Origin of the sequence: Amycolatopsis vastitatis, from assembly GCF_002234595.1 — a bacterium.
Lineage (GTDB): Bacteria > Actinomycetota > Actinomycetes > Mycobacteriales > Pseudonocardiaceae > Amycolatopsis > Amycolatopsis vastitatis.
On the sequence record NZ_NMUL01000068.1, the window covers coordinates 63,589 to 85,028 of the forward strand.

Genomic DNA, 21,440 nt, shown 5'->3' on the forward strand with positions numbered 1-21,440 from the left:
TCGACAGTTTGCGAACCACGTGGTTCACTTCCGGCGGGGGTCACTTCACCGGGAGGCCGGGATGCAGGTCGAGCTGTCCGCGGGAACCATCGAGTACACCGACACCGGCGGCACGGGCCCGGTCGTCGTCTTCGTCCACGGGCTGCTGATGGACGGCTCGCTGTGGGACGGCCCGGTCGCGGAGCTCGACGGCCTCCGCTGCGTCGTCCCGACGCTCCCACTGGGCGCGCACGGGCACCCGATGCGCGAGGACGCCGACCTGTCGCTGCCCGGCATCGCGGCCCTGCTCGCGGAGTTCCTCGAGCGCCTCGACCTGCCGGACGTCACGCTGGTCGGCGTCGACACGGGCGGCGCACTGGTGCAGCTGCTGATGGCCGGCGGCGTCTCCCGGGTGAGCCGCGTGGTCCTCGCGTCGTGCGACGCGTTCGACAACTTCCCGCCGGGCCTCACCGGCAAGACGCTGTTCCTGACCGGGAAGCTGCCGCCGGGCTTGTTCGGGCTGTTCATGCAGCAGCTGCGCCTGCGCCCGGTGCGACGGCTCCCGATCGCGTTCGGCTGGCTGACGAAACGCGGCGACGCGGTCACGCGCGGCTGGCTCAGGCCGCTGCTGAGCCAGGCCGCCATCCGCCGTGACACGGTCCGCGTCCTGCGGGCGGCCGCGGCGTCACCGGGAATCCTGCTGGAGGCCGCCGAGCGGCTGCCGGGCTTCGACCGGCCGGCGCTCGTGGTCTGGGCCACCGAGGATCGCGTGATGCCCCCGGAGCACGGCGAGCGCCTGGCCGCCTTGCTGCCCAAGGGAAAGCTCGTCGAGGTGGCCGACAGCTACACGCTGCTGCCACTGGACCAGCCGGCGGAGCTGGCGCGGCTGATCAGGGAGTTCACAGCCGGCTGAGGCCGTGCAGGATCCGTTTCATGAGGTCGACGCTCGGCCGGTTGCCGACGCCCATCTTCGCGGTGTGCACGGCGACCAGCCCGCGGTCGGCCAGGTCGGACAGCAGCACCCGGGCGACCCCCAGCGGAATCCGCCGCCGCGCGGCGACCTCGGCGACCGACTGCGAAGTGCGGCACAGCACGCAGATTTCCGACTCTTCCTGCGAACTCCCCCGCGTGATCGCCCGCCCCCGCGCGGTGGTCGAGACGAGCGTCTCGACCGGAAGGTCACGCGTCGGCCGGGTCCGGCCATGGGTCCGGAAGTACGGACGGACGAGCCCCGCCGCCCCTCCGTCTTCGAGCGCGGTCCCCCAATGCACAGCGAACTCCTCACGGCGATTAATCCCTGTAGGCGATTATTCGACACGGTGATCGACTGCGCCGCAATCGACCGAACAGAGCAACGCCGGGAAAGCCGCAGGTCAACCGCTCACCAGTGAACGGGTTCGGCCATCCGTGGCCCTCGTTCACAGAGGGATTATCAGATCCCTGACAACCCGGCCCCGCCGGAGCCACCGACAACTTTTTTTGTCTTGACAACTCGCACTGTCCGAAGCAGGCTTACGGGCAAGCCAACCAGGGAGCCGCAAATGAGAAACCTCAAGATCATCGAGCACATCTCGCTGGACGGCGTGATCCAGCACTCCGCCGACGACGGCGATTTCCCCTACCCGGACTGGACTGCGCCCTATCGAAGCCCCGAAGGCCGGGACGCGATGCTCGCCGCCCACGGCGACCGGTTCGATCTGCTGCTCGGCCGCCGCACGTACGACATGTGGTCGGACATCTGGCCGAAGGCGCCGAGCAACCCGATGGTGGACCGCCTCAACGCGGCCACGAAGTTCGTCGCGACCCACCGTCCGGACAGCCTCGAATGGGGCCCGGCCGAGGGCCTGGGACAGGACGTCATCGAGGGCGTCCGCCGGGTGAAGTCCGCGGACGGCCCGGATCTCGTCCTTTCGGGCAGCTCCACGTTGACCTCGCCGCTGCTCGAACACGGGCTCGCCGACGAAGTCCTGCTGCTCGTCTACCCGGTTGTGCTGGGGACGGGGAAGCGCTTCTTCTCGGAAGGCACTCCGGCGCAAGCATTCGAACTGGCGGACACGAAAGCCATGCCGTCGGGCATCATCCTGACCACATACCGGCTCGTGGGGGCATTGAAGACCGCATAATCAGCCGAAGCCGGACTCGGGTGACGGAATGACCTCCGGTTAAGATTTGGCTGCCGATCATGTGCAGACCTGGGGGAGACCTTCCGTGACGATGCCCGAAGACAGACCGCAGCAGCCCGCGCCGGAAGCGAATCCCTTCCAGCCCCCGAACCCGGGGGCTGCCCTGCCGCAGTACCCGCCCACGCCGTACCCGACTCCTCCGCCAGTCGGCTTGCCGCCCAAGAAGCGCGGTGGCGTCAAACTCGCGCTGCGGATCGGTATTCCCCTCGTGTTCCTCGCGGTCGTGGTCGTGGTCGGGCTGACCTCGTCCACGGCCAAGAGCAGCAACGTGGGCGACTGCCTCAAGGGCAACACGGACGACGCCGACAGCGTGACCTCGGTGGCTTGTGGGCCGGAGGCCAGCTACAAGATCGTCGGCAAGGTCCCGGACCAGTCTCGCCTGGCACTGACCCTCGGCGGCGGCTGCGACCAGTTCCCGACCGCGACCGTCGCGTACTGGGAGGGCGTCGAGTCCTCGAAGGGCACGCTGCTCTGCCTGGAAGACGTGAAGAACCCGGGCAAGGGCATGCCGCTGGTGGGCGACTGCGTCAAGGGAGACCTCTCCGATGCCGCCCACACCGAAAAGGTCCCTTGTGGACCGGAGGCGGCCTACAAGGTCGCCGGTGTCGAGAACGGCGGCGCGCTGGGCGGGTTCACGACCGCGGTCTGCGCCAAGGTCCCGTCCGCGGCCGCCTCGATGGAGTGGAAGAGGCAGGGCAGCCTGTCGTCGAAGATCCTGTGCCTGGAAGACCTGAAGAACCCGGACAACCGGAAGCCCGCCGTCGGCGAGTGCATGGCGACCGGCGCCAACGACGAGCTCCACCTCGCCCCCTGCAAGAAGGGTGCGGCGAAGGTACTCGGCCAGGTGGACGGCCTGACCAAGATGGACGGCCTGTCGAAGACCGTCGAGGAGATCTGCAAGGACTTCCCCGGCTCGGACCAGGCGGCTTCCTGGAGCATGCAGGGCTCCCTCGCGACGACCACCTTCTGCATGCAGTCGGTCAAGAAGTAGGGATTGGTGGCTGGTTTCGTAAATAGCAGTAAACAGCAGGTCAGAGGCGTATCGGTTTCTTGTTCACGAACTATCCAGGCGGTCAGCAGGCCTGGGGTCGTTCTTGGGCGGACCGCCTCTGACCTGCTCTTTTGCGTCTGTTGGGTCCGGTTGCGTCCGGGCCTGTCTGGACGTCTGACGGCCTGTAGACGGCCTGGCTCCTCGCTGCCGCTGTGCCCGTCTGGCCTGGTGGCGGCCCTCCCCCGTCTTCCTCGTCCCCGCTGCTGTTAGCACCGGAGGGCCGGTGTCAAGGGTGGGCGCTTGCGTCCATCGCGCAGCGACGCCGTAGGCGCCCTTGATGGCGGTCGGCCGGTGTTAAACGATCGCTGACGAGGAAGCGGGTCACCCGATCGTGACGCCGAACGGCGTAACACTGATCGACTCGGCGACGTCTCTGGGCGTATGTGGACGGGTGGATCAATCAGCTCTCGGCGGCGCGCGTACGCGGCCGGCCCTCCGGCGGGCCGCCCGGCGACCGGCGGCCGGAGCGGAGCGGCAGGCCGTCCGTGTCGCATGCGGGCGAGCCCGCCGCACGGGTGGTGACGTGCGCGCCGCCGACGGCGGCGCGCCTTGATCCCATAGAGCCGAATTCGGCAAATCATCACCCACAGGAGAGCATTCAGTGAAGAAGCCCTCAGACGGTCCAAGCAGCACCTACTTCGGGGATGCCCGCGACGAAATACTACGCCGAGCCGAAAACGTCGACCTTGAGGCAAGCGTAAACGATGTGAAACACGCAGCCACAGGGGAGCACCAAAGATATCTATCACTCCAGTTTCCAAACGGCAGAAACCAGAGATCGACTGTGATAACCAAAGAGGACGCTGAGATTATCTCTGGAGCAGACTTTGAGCATTGGGTATTCTTAGGTGAATACAACGCAATATTAGATCGCAAGAACAGTTCCATAGAAGCAGTATTATCATCGAACAATCGTCCGTCTCCGCTATTTGTTCGACGCCTCATCGGCCTCCCGGGCGTTGAGCCACTTGACTCGAGCGGGAACCCCGTAAACGTATCCGAGGAGCCGGAGAAACTCGAGGATAGAATTGAAACTTACCGACTTATTGAGCTCGCAGACGGTAAGCACTCCATAAGGCCTGAGGATCCATGGAGGATCAGACTTCAGACTCACAGCAGCCCGATCTCGGCGGAAATATCAAGACCGAGCATCCCCTTCTCGAGATTGTTTGTTCAATTCGACATGCCAGCGAATTCGGCCTATCACCTCAGCCTCAAAGTGCGGAAGCCGGGACTATCTCGCCACGACGACGCACTGGAATTCCTAGAGAACTACTTCGCATCGCTATCGTTCGAAGTCGACTTGCGGTTCGACACCATGATGGCCCTTGACCGAAAACGAGATCGCACGGCCGTCCCGCGAAGAGCTGCAACGCCGGGAACTTCGCCGATAACTCCACCGCGCAAGAAGTACGCCAAGGAAGCAGTGTCTCTATACACGTACGGTCGAGCATCCAGCGGGCGGCCACTATTTCAATACTTGGCCTACTACCAGGCGATAGAATTCTTTTTTCCTTCCTTTCACGGCGAAGAAGTTCTCCGTCGGCTACGAAATGAGATTCGCGACCCCAGATTCGATGCCGAAGACGATAGCAATCTTCAAAAAGTCATCAACATCGCCACAAATAGTGGCCGCATGTACACTTCAGAAAAGGAGCAGCTTCTCGCCACACTACATGGATCGATCACAGATTCTGACGCTAGAGATTTGATAAAACAGACTCACGGGATGGCTGAATTCTTTTCGAAAGCTAACCACATTAAGGGCGTTCCCGAGGTTTCAATAGGCCCGCGAGCGAAGGTCGTAGACCTGATTGCGGAACGCGTATATAAGCTTCGATGCAGGATTGTTCACACCAAGTCCGACGGCGGCGGAAATCTCCCCGAGGTTCTCTTACCTTACAGTTCTGAAGCAGAAAAAATGCACTATGACCTAATTCTTATCCACTATTTGTGCCAGAAGGTAATAATAGCTGGAAGTCGAGGAAGTCTGTGGTAGCGTCGCAACCACTCAAACATACTCTCGCGCGGACCTAGGTATCGGTTCTGTTAACCTGGAGTCATGCGTGGTGCGGGTGACCAGCTCAGCATCGGTGAGCGGATCGCGTTCTACCGGCGGCGGCGTGGACTGTCGCAGGCGGTGCTTGCTGACCTGGTGGGCCGTACCGAGGACTGGTTGAGCAAAATCGAGCGCGGTGAGCGGGACATCCGCAGGCTGGACGTACTGGCCGATCTCGCGCGGGCGCTGCGGGTGACGCTCGGTGACCTGCTCGGCGAACCCGTGCTGATGGAGGAGCAAGACAAGCACGACGACGTCCCGGCGATCCGCGATGCGCTGATGGCTCCGCGCCGGCTGTCGCGGACGCTGTTCTCCTCGGCCATGTCGCCCGAGTACATCGATCCGCAGCCTGTTCGGCAGCTGGTGGAAGGTGCCTGGTCGAGCTATCAGAAGGGCGACCTGGGGCGCGTTGTCACGGCACTGCCTGGGCTGATCAAGACCACGCAGGCGATGGAGGCGGCCTCGGCCGACGATGCCGGGTACAAACGGGCCTGCGCGGCCATCTCGGCGCGAGTGCACCACCTGGCCGCGACCACGTTGAGCAAGATCGGTGAGGCTGACCTCGCGTGGATCGCGGCCGAACGCGCTATGCAGGCGGCGGACGACTCCGATGATCCGCTAGTTCTGGCCTCGGCTGCCCGCTCCGGCACGCACGCGCTCCTGGCTGTGGGCCGGTTCGACGACGCGCTTGAGCTGGGCGACGTCGCGGCGAAGTGGCTGCTGCCGAGGATGGCCGAGGGTGATCCGGCCGCGCTGAGCCTGTACGGGATGCTCTACCTCCGTACCGCTGTCGCGGCGGCGCGACACCAGGACCGGACCACCGCGAACGACCTGCTCGGGCACGCGAAAACCGCAGCTGATCAGCTGGGCGTGGACGCGAACTACTGGCAGACCGGGTTCGGGCCGGCCAACGTGGAGCTCCACCGGCTGTCGGCCGCCTTGGACCTCGGCGACGTCAGCCAGGTGATCGAGACCGCCCCGCGTGTCGACGTCGACCACCTGCCGGTGGAACGACAGGTCACGCACCTGATCGACTTCGCCCGCGCGCTGAGCCTGCTCGCGAAGGACGACGACGCCCTACAAGTCCTCCTGGAGGCCGAGCAGAAGTCGCCGACCATCGTCCGGCACAACACGATGGTGCGGGAGGTCGTGCGGTCGATGTACCGGCGTGCCCCGGCCACGGCTGGTAAGTCCTCGGCGCTGCTTGCGCTGGCTGAGCGCTGCGGCGCGGTGAGGTAATCGGATGTCCCGAGTTCTCGGGCTGGTCGCCTCCGGGGCCGGCGGGGTCGAAGACCTGCTTCCACGCCTGATCAAGCCTGCCCAAGAAACGGGCTGGACCGTCGCGGTCACCCTGACGCCCACCGCCGGCCGCTGGCTGGCCGAGACCGGACAGCTTGACGAGATCGAGCAGGCCACCGGCTACCCGGTACGGGTCGAGCCCCGATCGCCGTCGCAGAAGAGCCCACATCCCGCCCCAAGCTGCTACCTGGTGGCGCCGGCCTCGGCGAACTTTGTCGCGAAGATGTCCCTCGGCATCGCCGACAATCAGGCGTTGACGCAGGTCAACGAGGCGATCGGGACGCTGAACCTGCCGGTCATCGTGTTCCCGCGCGTCAACGCGGCCCACGCGCGTCAGCCGTTCTGGACCATGCACATCGAGAACCTGCAGCGCGTCGGCGTGGACTTGCTCTACGGTGACGATGTCTGGCCACTGCATGAACCGCGGTCCGCTCCTGGCCGGGATCTGCCCTGGTCAGCCATGCTGGACGCGATCGAGAAGGCCGTTCCGGCCGACCGCTAGAACCCACCCGGACAGTTTGTCCGGGTGACCTCTCCCACTCGGGTGTCTCCTGGTCCCAGCGCGCCCAATTGGACGCGCTGAAGCCGAGACATCGGGAGAGCACATGGGCATTCACGTGGTGATTCAGCCCCTCGTCGGATACGGCGCTGCCGTCGTGTCACCTTCCCCGGGAGTCCGCCAACTGGTGGCCGGGGGCGATGAAACCGCGATCATGATCCAGGTACCGGCTCGGATCGGCGGCCTGATGGACACCGCGCGGTTCGCGCGGAGCCTCGCCGTGGCCGCGAACGAGTTCGGCGAGTGGTGCGAGACGCAGAACCGCACGCGCACCTACTCCTCTCCTCTCGGCGACCAGTGGTCGGAAGAGCGCGACTGAGCGCAAGAAACCCATACAAGCAAAGGGAATTCAGCATGGCTATCGACAAGGGACATCGGTTCAGCATCGACTTCGACGACGCGTTCACACACGGACTCGTCATGGTGGGCGAAGTGTCGCCTGACAACGAGTATCAGTCGCGGGAGGACCGGGCCGCCAACCGCCCGGTGCGGCAGCGAGTCGACGAGATCACGGGTAAGCGGCAGTGGAAGGTCATGGTCACCGACCCGGCCGAGACGCGGGCGAAGCGGGCCTCGTTCGAGATCACCCTTCTCGCCGATGTCCAGCCGGTGCCGACCACCTCGGAGGCGCTGCCCGGGATGCGGCCGATCGAGCTAGACGGCCTGACCGCCGAACCGCGCGTGGCGGGGCAGGGCGAGTTCAAGTATCAGTCCTACGTCTTCCGCGCGACCGGCTTCACGCAGGCCACCAGCAACGCGAAGGCGTCCCGGTCCGGTGGGTCCGGTGGGTCCGGTGAGACGCCGAAGGCGGCGTGACGGTGGTGGGCTTCCGCGAGCGGGTCGAGGCGTGGGAGCAGGCGTATCGGGACTACATGGCCGCGTGGGAGCACGGCCGTGCGGTGCTGTCGCCGACGAGTGCGACGAACACGGCGAATGCTGCTCGGCGGGTTTCCCGGGCGTGGCACGAGCTGGCGCAGGCGCGCGGGTTGCCGTGGTGGTGCGTGGCGGCGTTGGAGTCGGCGGCCGAGGGCTTCGCCGATCTGGCCCGGGAATGGGAACAGCATGACGGCAACATGGGACGGGCTGGGCCTGCGGTGGACGGTGGGCGCGGGTACCGAGGTGACGGTGGAAGAGACCGGAACGGGCGCAGCGTGTCCGCCGGTCCTGGTGCTGGCTGGTGGGCTGTGCGTGGTGACGCTGGTGCCGCCGGAGGACCCGACCGCCTGGAGGGGATGCGCGGTGTTCCTTCGCCGGCTCCGCGACCACGCCGAGGACCTGGCGGCGCTGCTGGAAGCCCGCGCGGGGAGGCGTGACGGTGCGTAAGGGTGAGCCGAAGACGCTGCGGGACGCCCACGAGGTCGTGATGGACCGCCGGCCGCCGAACGACGCGAACCCGTCCGTGTGGCTGGCGTTCCGCCTCGGCAACGCGCGGCTCTATAAGGCGGTCGCGGACGTCGACCGGGTCATCACCACGAGGCGCTGTACTGGGCCGGATACGAGGAACGGCAGGCGGGTGAGATCTCGGCGGAAATTCAGGCGGAGGGCAAGTCTGCGGACTAGTCCCATGTAGACGAGCGAAAAGTCAACAGTATCAGCGAAAAACGCACGCTATGACGTGCGGCGATGAAGCACGTCCTGATGTGGGTGCGTGTGATCCGTTAAGGCGCAGAAGCGGAACCTGGCTACCAACCTTGCCGCTCCTGCGCTGTCCACAACCAGCGGAAGTGAACAATGACAACGCTAAACGACGACAACCGGCGAGCGTCAACGGGGGTCACCCGAACGCGCTGCGCCTCCTGCAAACGATTCGCCAAACTCCTTCCCGGCGAAACCAAGTGCGCTCCCTGCCTAGGGATGCTGCCGCTAGACCTCCACGTGAAGCGGGGTGGTCGGTGATGTCTCCCGGCTTCGCGGTGGTCGCCCTGGCCGGGCTGGGCCTCGGCGTGTGGGTGCTGCACAAGATCGGCCGCGCCTTGGCTTCGATCCTGGAAGCCTTGGCTGCGGCGGCGGTGGTGTTCGTGGCCCTGTGGTGGCTGTGCAAGGCCGCGGTGTGGATGCTCGCGCAGGTGGCGACGCGTTGGCGGACCAGCCTCGCCGTCGTCGCGGTCTACGTCTGGGGCGAGCTGCTGGGCTGGGTGTCGCTCGCCTTGGTTCTGGGCGGCATAGCAGTTGTCCTGACGGCGTGGTGGGCGATCAACGCTGTCTCGTTCGATCAGTGGTGCTGGCGGTTCCTGCGCTCCTGGTGGGCGCGGTGGGCGGTCTACGGGCGGAAGCTGCCGGAGTGGCTGCATGCCTGCGGTCTCTCGGTGCGGGATGAGGCGTTGCCGGTGGTGGTGAACGTGAACCTCGTCGGCCGCCGACGCGCCCTCTCCCGCTCCACATCGAACCGGGCGAACGCGCGGCTGCCAAAGGTGCTCGGGGTCCGCTCTGGTGCGTCGTGGGATGAGGTTCGGGTGGAGCTGATGCCGGGGCAAAAGCCAGAGGACTTCGACGAGGCCGCACGGGCGCTGGCTGTCGCGCGGAAGGTTGCTCGCTGCCAGGTCCGCGAGCTGGCACCCAACGTCGTGTCCATCGACTTCCAACGGCGCGACCTCCTCGGCGGCGGGGTGGCTGGCCCGCAGGTCCCGGACGGCGTCGACTCGACCGGCGTGGACCTGCGCAACGTCTGGGCGGGCCGGACCGAGTACGGGCGTGACTGGCGCGTTCCGCTGCTCGGCTCCGGTGCTCACTGCCTGACCGCCGGGGCATCGGGTGCGGGCAAGAACTCGGTGATGTGGTGCCCGCTGGTCGCGGCGGCCTCGGCGATCCGGGCCGGGGTGGTGCGCATGTCCGGCATCGACCCGAAAGGCATGGAACTCGCCTACGGGCGCGGCATCTTCACCCGCTATGCCGTCGGCGGCAAGGACGCCGTGGAACTACTTGACGGCCTAGTGGAGGAGATGGAATCGCGCAAGCGCGCCTTCGCTGGTCGGCTGCGCACGATCCCGGTGTCGACCGAATACCCGTTGGAGCTGCTGGAGTTCGACGAGATCGGCGCGCTGACCAAGTACACCGATCGCAAGACCCGTGAGGCCATTGTGGAACGCGTCGCCCTCCTCACCACTCAAGGGCGCGCGCTGGGGATCTCGGTCCGTGGCTACGTGCAGGAGCCCACCAAGGACACCGTCCCGGTCCGTGAGCTGTTCACCCGGCGGGTGTGTCTGCGGGTCACGTCCAAGACGCACGTCGGCATGGTGCTGGGCGACGGCGCGTACGAGCGCGGGGCGTGGGCCAACCGCATCGGCGACTCGGAGGCCGGCGTGGGCTACGTCTGGGGCGAAGGCATCCGCGAGCCCCTGCGCATCCGTGCCGGGTGGGTCTCCGACGCCACGGTCAAGGCGCTGGAGGCGTACGTGACCAACGGAGGTGTCGCGGATCTGCGACACGGCGGCGAGGGGGTGGCCGCGTGAATCGACTGATGGTTTTCCTTGACGCGATCCGCGATCACCTCGACTCGCACCACCTGCCGCCGGCCGCCTCGGTCGACGTCAATGCCTGGTCCAGCCCGATCACGGTCCAGTTGGACGTGGACGGGCTGCCGGAGGTCGCTCGGGCGTTGCTGGTGTGGAGCCAGACGCTCGAGGACGTGTCGGCGCGGCTGTGGCGGCTGTGCGACAGCAAGTGGGTGCACATCTCGATCACCGGCCGGACACCCTGCGGCATCCCGGTCCAGGTCTTCGGCGTCGTGCGGTTCGAGCCGAGTACGTTTCCGGACCTCCCGGCCGGGGCGAAGCAAGACATGCCGGTGTATCTGCTGCGCTGCTGGACGACGCCCGGGGAGGTGGCGGCCTGATGACCGAGACACGCGCCGAACGGATGCGCACGCCACTTGCTGCCGATGTCATCCGTGCGACGGCGGAGAAGCACGGGGTCTGCGTCCGGCCGTTCACGATGGAGGTCGGCGACACCGCCACGGGCGAACTGCGCTACGTGCCGGTGCCGTGCGGGTCCACCGTGGAGTCGGTGTGCCTGCCGTGCGCTCGGAAGGCGAAGGCTCTACGGCAGGCTCAGTGCCGCGAGGGCTGGCACATGACCGAAGAACCAGTCCTCGCCGTCGAGCCGCCCTCGGAGGACCACAAAGAGCTGCTGACCTACCGCGCCGACCTCGTCGCCGCCTATCGGGAGGTTGTCGAGCACGACCAGGCAGAAGCCGAGGAACTGCGGGAGGAGATCACGGGGGTTGACGCGGAACTTCGGCAACTCGGGATGCGGGGCCGGCTGCCCGCCCTCGACATCCCGACCAAGCGGGCGGTGAAGCGGTCGACCAAGCGGCGGCAGGACGCGCCGAACCTGCCTCGACGGAGGGTCGCGAAGACGACGGTCGGACGGGAGTACGCGGGGAAGTTCCGGCCCTCGATGTTCGTGACCCTGACTTGCGACACCTATGGCCCGGTCCGTAGCGACGGCTCTCCGGTCGCCCCGTCCCGCTATGACTACCGGCGAGCGGCCCGAGACGCGGTGCACTTCTCCGCGCTGGTGGACCGATGGTGGCAGAACCTGCGTCGAGTTGTCGGCTGGGACGCCCAGTACTTCGCGACGGTCGAGCCGCAGCGGCGGGCCGCTCCGCATCTGCACGCGGCGATCCGGGGTTCGGTGCCGCACGACGTGATCCGCCAGGTCACCGAAGCCACCTATCACCAGGTCTGGTGGCCGGCGCACGACGAGATCGTCTACACCGATCGCCTGCCGGTCTGGGACGGCCCGCAGACCGGGTTCGTCGACCCGGAGACGCGCCAGCCGCTGACCCGCTGGGACGACGCGGTGGAGGCCGTGGAGCGTCCGGCGCACGTCGTCACGTTCGGGCGGCAAGTCCACTCGAAGGGCATCCTCGGCGGCACCGACGAGGCCGGCCGCCACATCGGCTACCTGACCAAATACCTCACCAAGTCCACCGGCGAAGTCGTCGAGGCGGACAGCGCGGCCCAGTCCTATCACCACGACCGGCTACACGCCGAGCTGTCCGTCACGCCGTGCTCACCACGCTGCGCGGTCTGGCTGCTCTACGGCGTCCAACCCAAGGGCGTCACCGGCAAGACCACCCCGGGGCACTGCAAGGGCCGGGCCCACCGCCGGACCACGCTCGGGCTGCCCGGCCGCCGGGTCCTGGTCTCGCGCAAGTGGTCGGGCAAGACGCTCGTCGACCACAAGGCTGACCGGCGGGCCTTCGTGCTCCAGGCGCTCGCGGCCGTCGGGATCGAGAAGCCAGAAGCCGACCGGTCACAGCAGGTCTGGCGCAAGGTCGAGCCCGGCGACCCGCAGGTCCCGCCTCGCCCGCACCTGGTCATGCGCGCGATCGCGGAACGGATCACCTGGAAGGCCGAGTACGACCGGGCACTGCTGGCAGCGGAGAGACCTCCAGAAACTTCGGCAACTGGACTCGCGGCCTGAACAAAGGGGGAAGTAATGGAAGCACGTGTGAAGGTCATCACCGTCGAGGGACTGTGGACTCCGGATGATCTGGGCACGTTCCTCGGCATACCCGTGAAAACACTGCGGGACTGGCGTTTCAAGGGCTACGGCCCACAGTGGCTGCGACTGGGAAAGCACGTTCGGTACGACCCGGAGACGGTGCGCCAATGGATCGACAGTCTGAACGCATCGACAGAAGCCGCGTAGCCGTCAACAACCCACGACGAGGACCTACCCCATGCCTCAACCGAGAGGCATGGGGTAGGCGAGTTTTCCTGTCAACAAAGAGAAAGGTGAGTTCATGAAAGGCCACGTGCAAGACCGGTGGTGGCGGCAGAAGAAGGACGAGAACGACAAGCCGGTCTTCAACGCCAAGGGTCACCCGGTCCGTGAGAAGACCGAACTGTTCGGCAAGGGCGACCGGTACAAGGTCCGCTACTACGACCCCGAGGGCAACGAACGGAGCAAGTCCTTTCCGGACAAGCAACTCACGAAGGCCAAAACCTTCCTGACCAAGATGCAACACGACGTGCTCGCCGGTGAGTACATCTCGGCCGAGTCCGGCGAAGAGAAGTTCCGCGACTTCACGGCCCAGTGGCGCAAGGGGCAGTCCGCCGACGCAGGGACCCGGCAGACCGTGAGCAACCACCTCAAGACCGGGATCTTCCCGTTCCTCGGGGATAAGCCCCTAAAGGTGGCAGCAAAGACCGACACGATTCGTGACTGGCTCGACTGGCTGGAACGGCCGAAAAGCGAAGGCGGACGCGGCTTGATGGCCTCCACTCGCGCGGTGCTGTTCGATACCGTCTCCGCCATCCTCCAGGCGGCCTACGACGACAAGAAGATCCGGGCGAACCCCTGTCGAGCGAAGAGCGTCAAGCGGCCCAAGCCCGTCCAACGGAAGGTCATCCCGTGGCCGGACAGCCGGGTCCGCGCGGTGCGGCTCGCCCTGCCCGCCGAGTACACCGTCACGGTGCCGCTCGGGGCCGGTCTCGGGCTGCGGCAGATGGAGATCTTCGGGTTCAGTCCGGACGACGTCGACCGGGACGAGATGATCGTCAACGTTCAGCGTCAGATCCGGTGGATCGGCACTCAGCCGGTGTTCTCCCCGCCCAAGGGCGGCAAGACGCGTGTGGTGCCGCTCGGGCAAGGCGTGCTCGACGACATCGACGACTACATGGCCACCTTCGAGCCGGTCACGCTGACGCTCCCCTGGCTCGAACCGGGTGGCCGCCCCGAGACCGTGCGCGTTCTGATCGCCCGGACGACGAAGCGCAGCGTCTACGCGGGGCAGCCGATCAGGAACGTGATCAAGGGTGCCAATTTCACGTACCACGTCTGGCGGCCAGCCTTCGCGGGTGCAGGACTCGACTACGTCGAACGCCGAGACGGCATGCACGCCATGCGGCACTTCTTCGCCTCGACGATGCTCGCCAACGGCGTGTCGATCAAGGAAGTCGCCGAGTACCTCGGCCACCACGACCCCGGCTACACGCTCCGCATCTACACCCACCTTGTCCCGTCGAGCCACAAGCGGGCTCGGGCGGCGACCAACCGCGTGTTCAAGCCCCGCCAGCCGCAGACGGCCCAGGATTCCGTGACGGCCTGACGACGGCCTGACGGGGCCAAACGCAGCAAAACAGCAGGTCAGAGGCGTATAGGCTTCTTGTTCATGAACTCTTCGATGCCCAGCGGCCCGAGTTCACGCCCGATCCCCGACCGCTTGATGCCCCCGAACGGCAAGTCCGCCTCGGAACCACCCGATTTGTTCAGGTAAACCATCCCCGCCTCAAGACGGCGCGCCACCCGCACCATCCGTGGACGGTCCGTGCCGAACACGCTCGCGCCCAGGCCGAACGGGGTGTCGTTGGCCAGTGCGATCGCTTCCTCCTCCGTCTCCGCGCGGAACACCAGCGCCACCGGGCCGAAGATCTCCTCGTGGTACGCCGCCATCTCGCGTGTCACGTCCGTCAGCACCGTCGCCTCCAGGTACGCGCCCGGGCCCGGGACGCGGTGGCCGCCCGCGCGCAGGGTTGCTCCTTCGCGGATCGCCGTCTCGATCTGGGCCGCCACCTCCTCCGCCGCGGCGATCGAGGCCAAGGGGGGCAGCGTGGTCGCCGGGTCCGCCGGGTCGCCTGGCACGTAGTACTCCGTGACGCGCTTGGCGAACCGGTCGACGAACTCGTCGTACAGCTCGCCCAGCACGATGATGCGCTTGGGCGCGTTGCACGACTGGCCGCAGTTGCGCATCCGGGCCGTTGCCGTGAGCTTGACCGTTTCGTCCAGGTCGTCGGTGTCCAGCACGATCAGCGGGTCGGATCCGCCGAGCTCCAGCACGCACTTCTTGAGGTTCCGGCCGGCGTCGGCCGCGACCGAGATGCCCGCCTGCTCGCTGCCGGTGAGCGACACACCCTGGATGCGCGGGTCGGCGAGGATGCCGGGAACCTGGCGGCTCGACGCGAACACGTTCACGTAGGCGTCCGACGGCACCCCGGCATCGCGCAGCACGGACTCGATCGCCACCGCCGAACGCGGGCAGATCGACGCGTGCTTGAGCAGGATCGTGTTGCCCAGCACCAGGTTCGGCGCGACGAACCGGGCCACCTGGTAACACGGGAAGTTCCACGGCATGACGCCGAGCAGCGGCCCGATCGGCTCCTTGGTCAGCACCGCTTCGCCGCCGCGCAGCGCCAGGGGTTCGTCCGCCAGCAGGTCCGGGCCGCGCTCGCCGTAGTAGCGGAAGATGTCGACGACGACGCCGACTTCGCCGCGGCCTTCGTTGATCCGCTTCCCCATCTCGAGGGTCATGATGGCGGCCAGCTCGTCGGCGCGTTCGGCGAACAGCTCCGCCGCCCGCAGCACGATCGCCGCGCGCTCGGCGACCGGCCGGGCCCGCCAGGCCGCGTACCCACGGTGCACCCGGGCGATCGCGGTGCCGACCTCCTCGTCGGTCGCGTTCGGGACCTCCTCCACCAGCTCGCCCGTCGCGGGGTCGGTGACTGAATACATGACGGCCTCCTCTGCCCACGGTATGCCTACTGGATACTGTATACACTATGTGGCAGCGATCGGCACCCGCGCGGCGGTACCCGCGCCCCCTTGATCGACTATCGTTTTCCCATGACGCTGGACCTTGCCGGCGGACTCGAATTCGCCATGCCCCAACCGGAAAAACCCCGCTGGACCCGGCAGTACGCCGACCGCGCGGTCACCTTCGGCTGTCCCGCGCGCACGTCGGAACGCACTCCGCGGGTCTGGAGCGGACGCGGTCTCGGCCTGCCGGAAGCGGAACTGGCGGGGTTCGCCGCGCAGCTGCGTCGCGTCATGAAGGACGACGTCTACTGGAACGCGCGCGCCGCCTGCGGGGATCGTCACGCGGGCGAAGCAGCGGTGTGGTCGTCAGGCCGCTACGACGACGAAGACGGCTTCGTGTACTTCGCCGGCCCGTGCACCCACGGCCACCCGTGGCCCGGCTACCGCCCGACCGGGGCGTTCACTATCGCGCTCCCCCACGTCCGTGGCCTGCGGATCCGCGTCGCGGCCTACCTGGCCGTATGAGAGCCGTGCGTGCCGGAGCAGTCGCGGCGATCGTCAGCGGTATACCGTCGACCGTCTACGCGCTTCTCACCGGCGGTGACGTCCTGGCCGCGACCCGCGCGGCGGGCACGTTGCTGCCGGGCCGGCGCGACCGGCCCGGCGTCGCCGCCGGGCTGATCGCGCACCTCGCCGTCTCCGCCCTCTGGACGTGCGTGCTCGCCACGGCCGCGCGCCGTCACCGGCTGGGCGCCGGCGGCGGTGCGGTGGCCGGGCTGGCCATCGCGGCGCTGGATCTCGGGATCGCGGCCCGCGCGTACCCCGCCGTGCGGGCGTTGCCGCGCGGGCCGCAGATCCTGGACCACCTGGTGTTCGGCGCCGTCACCGGCGCGCTCCTCGACCGTCCACAAGGGACGGGTCAGGGCACGACCTCGACGACGTCACCCGGGTGCAGCGAGTTGTAGAACGTCACCGCGGCACCGTGCGAAAGGTGCACGCACCCGTGGGACTTGACCTTCAGGCTCCCCTGGTGGAACGCGACCCCGGTGGTGGTGAAGAACACCGAGTACGGCATCGGCCCGTTGAACTGCTTGCTGTAGTGGTCGATGTCCTTGTACTGCACGTGGAACTTCCCGAGCGGGGTCGGGTACTTCGGCAGCCCGACGGTGATCGGGACGCCGCCGTAGGTGACGTTCCCGGCGCCGTCCGTCAGCCATGCGGTATTCGAACTGCGCTGGACGCAGGCCTTCGCTTCGGCACTGCACGGCGTCGACGCCGCTTCGGCCGTTCCCGCGAACGCCATGGTCCCCGCCATCGCGGCGACCCCGCCCAGTAGTGCGATCATCCTCCGGTTCATCGTGTGCCTCCCGTTGTCGTTCGGCTACACGATGAGAGTGCCCAGCCGGGGGATCTTCGAACCGGGAGATCAGTCCGCAGGCCGGGAAAGCCCGAGGAACTCGGCCTGCTCGCGGTCGTAGCGCTGGGTCAGGCCGGTGCCGTAGCGGTCCCACCAGTTCTGCGTGTGGCCGCCCTGGGTGGTGTTCGTCCCGCCGTAGATCTGCCGGTCGTATTCGATGCGGGCGTCGCGGAACTCCTGCTGGAACTGCTCGGGCGTCAGCCCCTGGACGTGCTGGATCGTCGCGTCGCCGAGCGTGCGCGAGCTCCGCACGATGTCCTCGCCCGCCATGTGGTTCAGGATCGCGCGGACGCCGCCGGCGCCGCGCATGTGGGCACCGGACATGATCGCGGCCTGCGTGCCGGGGTCGGTGAAGTTGAGCGCGCCCGCCCGCCGCGCGTTGGCGGTCATGAGGTCGGCGACGACCGCGCGTTCCTCGGCGCTGCCCTGCCCGTACAGCTCGCGCGCGGCGATGATCCGGTCGTAGCCGTTGTGCATGTTCTGCCGGAAGCCGTAGGCCTCGGGCACTCCGCCCTGCTCCCCCGTCGCGCCTTCGGACCGCATGATCGAGTCGACCACGCGCGGGTCGAGCTGCTGCGGCGGTGCCGCCGCGGCCGCGCCGCCCCCGCCGTGGGCGGCGTCCTGGCCGCCGCCGTAGGCACGGGCGACGTCGGAGTCGGCCGCGCGGTAGGCGTCCGCGGCCGCCTGGACGTTCTGGTTGAGGTTCGTGATCAGGCTGAGGAACTTCTGCAGCGCGTGACCCAGCGTCGAGTGCAGGGCCGCGTTCGCCGCGGCGACCCCGCTGCCGATCCCGGCGAACGACACCGCGTCCAGCACCAGGCCCTCCAGGTCGCGGGTCACCGACAGGAAGGTCGATCCGACGTCTTCGACCGCCCTGGCGACCGTCCCCATCTCCGCCGTTTCGGCGTGGTAGGCCCCGGCACTCATGGTCTGCTCCCTCCGGACACCGGCTGTGCGCCTCGAGAATCCCGGACCGCACCGCGCCGCTCCACGGCCGAATTACCCACTGGTCACGGCAGGACTGCCCACACCGGCGCTAAAGTCGGGAGATGACCCGACCCGGCGAGGACCCTGACGTGGTCGACGGCGAGATCGTCGACGAGACCCCGACCGCCGCACTGGCGATCCCGTCGCCGCCACTGCCGCAATCACTGCCCGACCCGGACTACAGCGAGGGCGGCGTGCCGAGCTTCGACTTCGTCCGCGACAAGATCGAAAACCGCTACACGACGTCACTCGGCTCGGTCGACGTCGCCGGCCTCGGCACCGAGAACACGGCCGAGGCCCTCGACAAGAAGATCGCCGACCGCGACCAGGCGGCGAAGGACCGGCTGGCCGAGATCCGCCGCTCGATGCGCGGCGAGTGACCCGGACCCGACGTGCCGTGAACACGGTTCACCATACGCCGGGTCAGTCGCCCACGCCCTTGCCCGTGGCAGCGACCGCGGGCATGTCAAGCCTGGGCAACCCCAGCCGTCGCACGATGACTTCACTCGCGCTTCGACCACCTGATTTCCGCACCAGAACGACCAAGTACTCGAAGTAGACGAGGAATCCGGCGGGCGCGTCCACCGGACACACGCGTCTCCGATGGACGCGTTCCGCCATGATATACGGCTGCAGCAGATACCAGGCCCGCATGATGTGCGTCCCCAAAGCACTCAGGACGACATCCTTCTCTATCATCCCGAAAGCCAGCAACACTCCCAGATAATCGAAGAAGTAGCATACCGTGTATACACTGTCTCGATGTTTCGCCGAAAGGTGGTCGATTCCCCCCTCTTCGGAGGGCTCTTCGCCGATCCCGGCGAAGACCACGGCCAGGTGCTCACGAAACTCCGCCGAGCGGACCTGCTGGAAGATTTCGGTGGTCACCCGGAGCGAATTGGCTTTCAGCAAGGAAACGCTGTTCCGGCGAGTCGCCCAGACCGCCACGCCGACGGCACCGATCGAAGCCAGCAGAGATATCCACGGGACAAGAAGGTTCATCATCGACCGGACTCCGTCCCCGAGCGGACTCGTACTTTGACATCAGTGATCGGCCGCGGACCGCAAAAAGTAAAGGTCGACGCCGGATTTGTGATGAGAAGACCTCGCCCCGAGACGCGGGGCCGGGGAGTGCGAGAATATCAAGTTCCGCCGGGCAATGACATTCCTGGAACGCCGCGTCGTGCAAGTCCCACCTGCCGGGGTTGCACCGCGCAACTCCCACTCTGGGCAGCCAATCCTTCCGGCTCACGCGCCGGAAAGCCACGATTAGGCCGTTCGAGGCAGGACCGGGCGGGTCAGGCGGCCACTTCGGTACTGTGCCTGGCACCGCGGGAATCCCACCGCACAGTTCCCATGAGATCCCGCCGAACCGGAGAACGAAGGTTCCATGGCCCCCACGCAAGGTCCGATCGTGCCGCGCCGCCGGATCGCGGACACGCTCAAGAGCCTGCGTGACGAGTCCGGCCGCACCCTCGAGGAAGTGGCCGACGCGCTGCTGATCTCGACTTCGAAGCTGTCGCGGCTCGAGAACGCGCAGGGCAGCCCACAGGCCAGGGACGTCCGCGACCTGATCCGCTTCTACGGCATCGATACCACGCAGCTGGCCGACCGGCTGATGCGGTGGGTGAAGGCCGCCGGACGGCAGGGCTGGTGGACCGACTACTCGCAGACCACGGCGACCCCCGGGCTCGACGCCCACCTCGCGTACGAATCCGAAGCGACCGTGGCCCGGATCTACACGATCCCCTTCCTGCCGGTGCTCCTGCAGACTCCGGACTACGCGCGCGCCCAGTACTCGACGCACGAGCCCTGGTGGTCCGCCGAGGAGGTCGACCGGCTCGTCGACCTGCGCGAGCGCCGCAAGCACGTCCTCGCCGGACGCGAGGACACGGACCCGCTGAGACTGGTCGCGGTGACCCACGAGTGCGCCGTCCGGCAGTTCGTCGGGTCCCGGGAGATCATGCACGCCCAGCTGGACCACCTGGTCGAGCGGTCGACCGCGCCGAACATCGAGCTGCGCGTGTTCCCGTTCGCCCATCCCCCGCTGTTCACGATGACCTGCATGTACGCCTACTTCGAGTTCGACCACGAACTGGACCGCGACATCGTGCACATCGAGACCCACGCGGGGTTCCGGCACATCGAGATCGCCCAGACGGTCGAGTACTACCGCGGCTACCACGACGCCCTGGTGGCCGCCTCCCTCGCGCCCGACGAGAGCCGCACGCTGATCCGCCGGATCCAAGCCGAACAGTTCGCCTGAACCACCGCCCACCGCGACGCGCCGCTGTGCACAGTGGACTGCCGGCGCGACCTAGCACGCCAGCCATCGCACCTCGAGGGGCTGGTACCTGGCGACCGTCGCCAGGCGGTCCGGGAAGACCGGCACGTGGGCGCCGAGGCCGGCGTGGCGGACCGCCCGGTCGACGCCGGTGCCGGGCGGGGCGACCAGGCAGCCCGGAAGGCCGCGGTGGCGGCAGCTCTCGAACGCCTCGAACAGGCCACGCGCGTCGCGCTCGGAGAGGCAGTCCAGCCGGCCGAGGTCGATCACCAGCAGCCGGGGGGACGGCAGTTCGCAGAGGGCGGTCTCGAGCACCGTCGCCCAGCGCAGCACCGTCGTGATGCCCGGCTCACCGCGCACCTCGACGACCAGCACACCGCCGGGCCGTTCCGGGGCGAGTCCGTAGCGCATCGCGCCTCCTGGAGCCATCCCGTCCCAGGGCCATCGTGTCACACCGGGGCACGCGAAGCGACGGCGAAACGGGGCGCGCGGGTGTCAGGGTTCCGTAATACCCGCGTGGAATCATCGGGGGCCGGAGGCAGTTGTACCAGCTGGTAGCACCGCACGAGGAGAAGGAGTGACGCCGTGACCACGTCAACCGAAAGGGCCGTCCTGGCCGGCGGCTGCTTCTGGGGCATGCAGGAGCTGTTCCGCCGTCAGCCCGGGGTGATCTCGACCCGGGTCGGTTACAGCGGCGGCGACGTCCCGAACGCCACCTACCGCAACCACGGCTCGCACGCCGAGGCCATCGAGGTGGTCTACGACCCCGCGCAGACCACGTTCCGCGACCTGCTCGAGTTCTTCTTCCAGGTGCACGACCCCACGACGAAGAACCGCCAGGGCAACGACATCGGCCTGAGCTACCGCTCGGCGATCTTCTTCGAGAACGACGAGCAGAAGCGGGTCGCCGAGGACACGATCGCCGACGTCGAGGCGTCGGGGCTGTGGCCGGGCAAGGTCGTCACCGAGGTCAGCCCCGTGGGTGACTTCTGGGAGGCCGAGCCGGAGCACCAGGACTACCTGCAGCGCATCCCGAACGGGTACACGTGCCACTTCGTGCGCCCGGGCTGGAAGCTCCCGAAGCGCGAGAAGACCGCCTGACCCTCAGCACCACCGAAGGCCCCTTCGCCGATTCCCCGGC

The 21,440-nt window shown here is 67.4% G+C and carries 26 protein-coding genes; 20 read left to right on the forward strand and 6 right to left on the reverse strand.

The features are described 5' to 3' along the window. Positions 1-61: 61 nt before the first annotated feature. A complete protein-coding gene (locus CF165_RS45220; RefSeq protein WP_093953786.1) occupies positions 62-892 on the forward strand; it encodes an alpha/beta fold hydrolase in 831 nt (276 codons plus the stop codon). Here the strand turns inward: CF165_RS45220 and CF165_RS45225 are convergent. After that, entirely contained in the window at positions 879-1,250 is a 372-nt protein-coding gene (locus tag CF165_RS45225) for a DUF742 domain-containing protein (protein WP_093953787.1), read from the reverse strand. The two genes, CF165_RS45220 and CF165_RS45225, sit on opposite strands and share 14 nt — an antisense overlap. Before the next feature lie 270 nt (positions 1,251-1,520). Between CF165_RS45225 and CF165_RS45230 the strand changes: the two genes are divergently transcribed. The 14 genes from CF165_RS45230 (at position 1,521) to CF165_RS53175 (ending at position 14,187) form a co-directional block, all read left to right on the forward strand. Beyond that, positions 1,521-2,102 carry a dihydrofolate reductase family protein gene (locus tag CF165_RS45230; protein WP_093953788.1) on the forward strand — a complete coding sequence of 194 codons (582 nt, stop codon included), beginning with the start codon at positions 1,521-1,523 and terminating at the stop codon, positions 2,100-2,102. Between the two features lie 91 nt (positions 2,103-2,193). After that, positions 2,194-3,153 carry an LppU/SCO3897 family protein gene (locus CF165_RS45235; protein WP_143268842.1) on the forward strand — a complete coding sequence of 320 codons (960 nt, stop codon included), beginning with the start codon at positions 2,194-2,196 and terminating at the stop codon, positions 3,151-3,153. A gap of 661 nt (positions 3,154-3,814) precedes the next feature. Beyond that, positions 3,815-5,212, forward strand: a complete 1,398-nt coding sequence (locus CF165_RS50785; protein ID WP_143268843.1) for a hypothetical protein — start codon at positions 3,815-3,817, stop codon at positions 5,210-5,212. A gap of 63 nt (positions 5,213-5,275) precedes the next feature. Continuing rightward, positions 5,276-6,511, forward strand: a complete 1,236-nt coding sequence (locus CF165_RS45240) for a helix-turn-helix domain-containing protein (protein WP_093953790.1) — start codon at positions 5,276-5,278, stop codon at positions 6,509-6,511. A 4-nt stretch (positions 6,512-6,515) separates the two neighbouring features. After that, positions 6,516-7,073 (forward strand): flavoprotein, encoded by a 558-nt coding sequence (locus CF165_RS45245; protein WP_093953791.1) that lies wholly within the window; start codon positions 6,516-6,518, stop codon positions 7,071-7,073. 103 nt (positions 7,074-7,176) lie between these two features. Then, positions 7,177-7,449, forward strand: coding sequence for a hypothetical protein (locus tag CF165_RS45250; RefSeq protein ID WP_034286343.1), 273 nt, complete (start codon positions 7,177-7,179; stop codon positions 7,447-7,449). A gap of 35 nt (positions 7,450-7,484) precedes the next feature. Then, positions 7,485-7,946 (forward strand): hypothetical protein, encoded by a 462-nt coding sequence (locus tag CF165_RS45255; protein ID WP_093953792.1) that lies wholly within the window; start codon positions 7,485-7,487, stop codon positions 7,944-7,946. Between the two features lie 246 nt (positions 7,947-8,192). Then, on the forward strand, positions 8,193-8,453 hold the full coding sequence (locus CF165_RS45260) for a hypothetical protein (protein ID WP_093953793.1): 261 nt from the start codon (positions 8,193-8,195) through the stop codon (positions 8,451-8,453). Positions 8,454-8,493: 40 nt separating this feature from the next. Continuing rightward, positions 8,494-8,700: an AMED_5909 family protein gene (locus tag CF165_RS53170; RefSeq protein WP_439098553.1), complete on the forward strand. Its 207-nt coding sequence runs from the start codon at positions 8,494-8,496 to the stop codon at positions 8,698-8,700. Positions 8,701-9,025: 325 nt separating this feature from the next. Further along, positions 9,026-10,579, forward strand: coding sequence for an FtsK/SpoIIIE domain-containing protein (locus CF165_RS45270; RefSeq protein ID WP_093953794.1), 1,554 nt, complete (start codon positions 9,026-9,028; stop codon positions 10,577-10,579). After that, positions 10,576-10,962 (forward strand): hypothetical protein, encoded by a 387-nt coding sequence (locus tag CF165_RS45275; RefSeq protein WP_093953795.1) that lies wholly within the window; start codon positions 10,576-10,578, stop codon positions 10,960-10,962. Before CF165_RS45270 ends, CF165_RS45275 begins: the two co-directional genes overlap by 4 nt. Then, on the forward strand, positions 10,962-12,557 hold the full coding sequence (locus tag CF165_RS45280) for a replication initiator (protein WP_093953796.1): 1,596 nt from the start codon (positions 10,962-10,964) through the stop codon (positions 12,555-12,557). The genes CF165_RS45275 and CF165_RS45280 overlap by 1 nt, the downstream gene beginning before the upstream one ends. Positions 12,558-12,584: 27 nt before the next feature. Next, a complete protein-coding gene (locus tag CF165_RS45285) occupies positions 12,585-12,785 on the forward strand; it encodes a helix-turn-helix transcriptional regulator (RefSeq protein WP_439098552.1) in 201 nt (66 codons plus the stop codon). A gap of 94 nt (positions 12,786-12,879) precedes the next feature. Next, positions 12,880-14,187: a tyrosine-type recombinase/integrase gene (locus CF165_RS53175; protein WP_240522108.1), complete on the forward strand. Its 1,308-nt coding sequence runs from the start codon at positions 12,880-12,882 to the stop codon at positions 14,185-14,187. A gap of 38 nt (positions 14,188-14,225) precedes the next feature. Here the strand turns inward: CF165_RS53175 and CF165_RS45295 are convergent, their stop codons facing one another. Then, positions 14,226-15,587 carry an NAD-dependent succinate-semialdehyde dehydrogenase gene (locus CF165_RS45295; protein ID WP_093953798.1) on the reverse strand — a complete coding sequence of 454 codons (1,362 nt, stop codon included), beginning with the start codon at positions 15,585-15,587 and terminating at the stop codon, positions 14,226-14,228. 111 nt (positions 15,588-15,698) lie between these two features. On the opposite strand from CF165_RS45295, the gene CF165_RS45300 reads away from it, so the two are divergent. After that, entirely contained in the window at positions 15,699-16,136 is a 438-nt protein-coding gene (locus CF165_RS45300; RefSeq protein ID WP_093953799.1) for a hypothetical protein, read from the forward strand. Next, entirely contained in the window at positions 16,133-16,576 is a 444-nt protein-coding gene (locus tag CF165_RS45305) for a hypothetical protein (protein WP_240522109.1), read from the forward strand. The genes CF165_RS45300 and CF165_RS45305 overlap by 4 nt, the downstream gene beginning before the upstream one ends. On the opposite strand, the gene CF165_RS45310 is transcribed toward CF165_RS45305, so the two are convergent. After that, positions 16,531-16,968, reverse strand: a complete 438-nt coding sequence (locus CF165_RS45310; RefSeq protein WP_093953800.1) for a L,D-transpeptidase — start codon at positions 16,966-16,968, stop codon at positions 16,531-16,533. The two genes, CF165_RS45305 and CF165_RS45310, sit on opposite strands and share 46 nt — an antisense overlap. A 69-nt stretch (positions 16,969-17,037) precedes the next feature. Then, positions 17,038-17,955 (reverse strand): hypothetical protein, encoded by a 918-nt coding sequence (locus tag CF165_RS45315; protein ID WP_093953801.1) that lies wholly within the window; start codon positions 17,953-17,955, stop codon positions 17,038-17,040. A gap of 122 nt (positions 17,956-18,077) precedes the next feature. On the opposite strand from CF165_RS45315, the gene CF165_RS45320 reads away from it, so the two are divergent. Continuing rightward, positions 18,078-18,395, forward strand: coding sequence for a hypothetical protein (locus tag CF165_RS45320; protein WP_093953802.1), 318 nt, complete (start codon positions 18,078-18,080; stop codon positions 18,393-18,395). A 43-nt stretch (positions 18,396-18,438) separates the two neighbouring features. On the opposite strand, the gene CF165_RS45325 is transcribed toward CF165_RS45320, so the two are convergent. Further along, positions 18,439-19,020 carry a DUF4760 domain-containing protein gene (locus CF165_RS45325; RefSeq protein WP_093953803.1) on the reverse strand — a complete coding sequence of 194 codons (582 nt, stop codon included), beginning with the start codon at positions 19,018-19,020 and terminating at the stop codon, positions 18,439-18,441. Between the two features lie 385 nt (positions 19,021-19,405). Between CF165_RS45325 and CF165_RS45330 the strand changes: the two genes are divergently transcribed. Then, the gene (locus CF165_RS45330) at positions 19,406-20,281 is read left to right on the forward strand and encodes a helix-turn-helix domain-containing protein (protein ID WP_093953804.1); all 876 of its coding nucleotides are present in this window, start codon (positions 19,406-19,408) and stop codon (positions 20,279-20,281) included. Positions 20,282-20,332: 51 nt separating this feature from the next. On the opposite strand, the gene CF165_RS45335 is transcribed toward CF165_RS45330, so the two are convergent. After that, complete coding sequence (locus CF165_RS45335) at positions 20,333-20,710, reverse strand: STAS domain-containing protein (protein ID WP_093953805.1); 378 nt, start codon at positions 20,708-20,710, stop codon at positions 20,333-20,335. Between the two features lie 174 nt (positions 20,711-20,884). Between CF165_RS45335 and msrA the strand changes: the two genes are divergently transcribed. Beyond that, entirely contained in the window at positions 20,885-21,400 is a 516-nt protein-coding gene (gene msrA / locus CF165_RS45340) for a peptide-methionine (S)-S-oxide reductase MsrA (protein WP_093953806.1), read from the forward strand. Positions 21,401-21,440: the final 40 nt, after the last annotated feature.

Coding starts and splice junctions, on each gene's coding strand:
- CF165_RS45240 (WP_093953790.1), top strand. CDS start 5,276: ATGCGTGGTGCGGGTGACCAGCTCAGCATCGGTGAGCGGATCGCGTTC.
- CF165_RS45305 (WP_240522109.1), top strand. CDS start 16,133: ATGAGAGCCGTGCGTGCCGGAGCAGTCGCGGCGATCGTCAGCGGTATA.
- CF165_RS53170 (WP_439098553.1), top strand. CDS start 8,494: ATGGACCGCCGGCCGCCGAACGACGCGAACCCGTCCGTGTGGCTGGCG.
- CF165_RS45335 (WP_093953805.1), bottom strand. CDS start 20,710: ATGCGCTACGGACTCGCCCCGGAACGGCCCGGCGGTGTGCTGGTCGTC.
- CF165_RS45220 (WP_093953786.1), top strand. CDS start 62: ATGCAGGTCGAGCTGTCCGCGGGAACCATCGAGTACACCGACACCGGC.
- CF165_RS45325 (WP_093953803.1), bottom strand. CDS start 19,020: ATGATGAACCTTCTTGTCCCGTGGATATCTCTGCTGGCTTCGATCGGT.
- CF165_RS45315 (WP_093953801.1), bottom strand. CDS start 17,955: ATGAGTGCCGGGGCCTACCACGCCGAAACGGCGGAGATGGGGACGGTC.
- CF165_RS45330 (WP_093953804.1), top strand. CDS start 19,406: ATGGCCCCCACGCAAGGTCCGATCGTGCCGCGCCGCCGGATCGCGGAC.
- CF165_RS45295 (WP_093953798.1), bottom strand. CDS start 15,587: ATGTATTCAGTCACCGACCCCGCGACGGGCGAGCTGGTGGAGGAGGTC.
- CF165_RS45270 (WP_093953794.1), top strand. CDS start 9,026: ATGTCTCCCGGCTTCGCGGTGGTCGCCCTGGCCGGGCTGGGCCTCGGC.
- CF165_RS45230 (WP_093953788.1), top strand. CDS start 1,521: ATGAGAAACCTCAAGATCATCGAGCACATCTCGCTGGACGGCGTGATC.
- CF165_RS45280 (WP_093953796.1), top strand. CDS start 10,962: ATGACCGAGACACGCGCCGAACGGATGCGCACGCCACTTGCTGCCGAT.
- CF165_RS45300 (WP_093953799.1), top strand. CDS start 15,699: ATGACGCTGGACCTTGCCGGCGGACTCGAATTCGCCATGCCCCAACCG.
- CF165_RS45250 (WP_034286343.1), top strand. CDS start 7,177: ATGGGCATTCACGTGGTGATTCAGCCCCTCGTCGGATACGGCGCTGCC.
- CF165_RS45260 (WP_093953793.1), top strand. CDS start 8,193: ATGACGGCAACATGGGACGGGCTGGGCCTGCGGTGGACGGTGGGCGCG.
- CF165_RS53175 (WP_240522108.1), top strand. CDS start 12,880: ATGAAAGGCCACGTGCAAGACCGGTGGTGGCGGCAGAAGAAGGACGAG.
- CF165_RS45255 (WP_093953792.1), top strand. CDS start 7,485: ATGGCTATCGACAAGGGACATCGGTTCAGCATCGACTTCGACGACGCG.
- CF165_RS45245 (WP_093953791.1), top strand. CDS start 6,516: ATGTCCCGAGTTCTCGGGCTGGTCGCCTCCGGGGCCGGCGGGGTCGAA.
- CF165_RS45235 (WP_143268842.1), top strand. CDS start 2,194: ATGCCCGAAGACAGACCGCAGCAGCCCGCGCCGGAAGCGAATCCCTTC.
- CF165_RS45310 (WP_093953800.1), bottom strand. CDS start 16,968: ATGAACCGGAGGATGATCGCACTACTGGGCGGGGTCGCCGCGATGGCG.
- CF165_RS45320 (WP_093953802.1), top strand. CDS start 18,078: ATGACCCGACCCGGCGAGGACCCTGACGTGGTCGACGGCGAGATCGTC.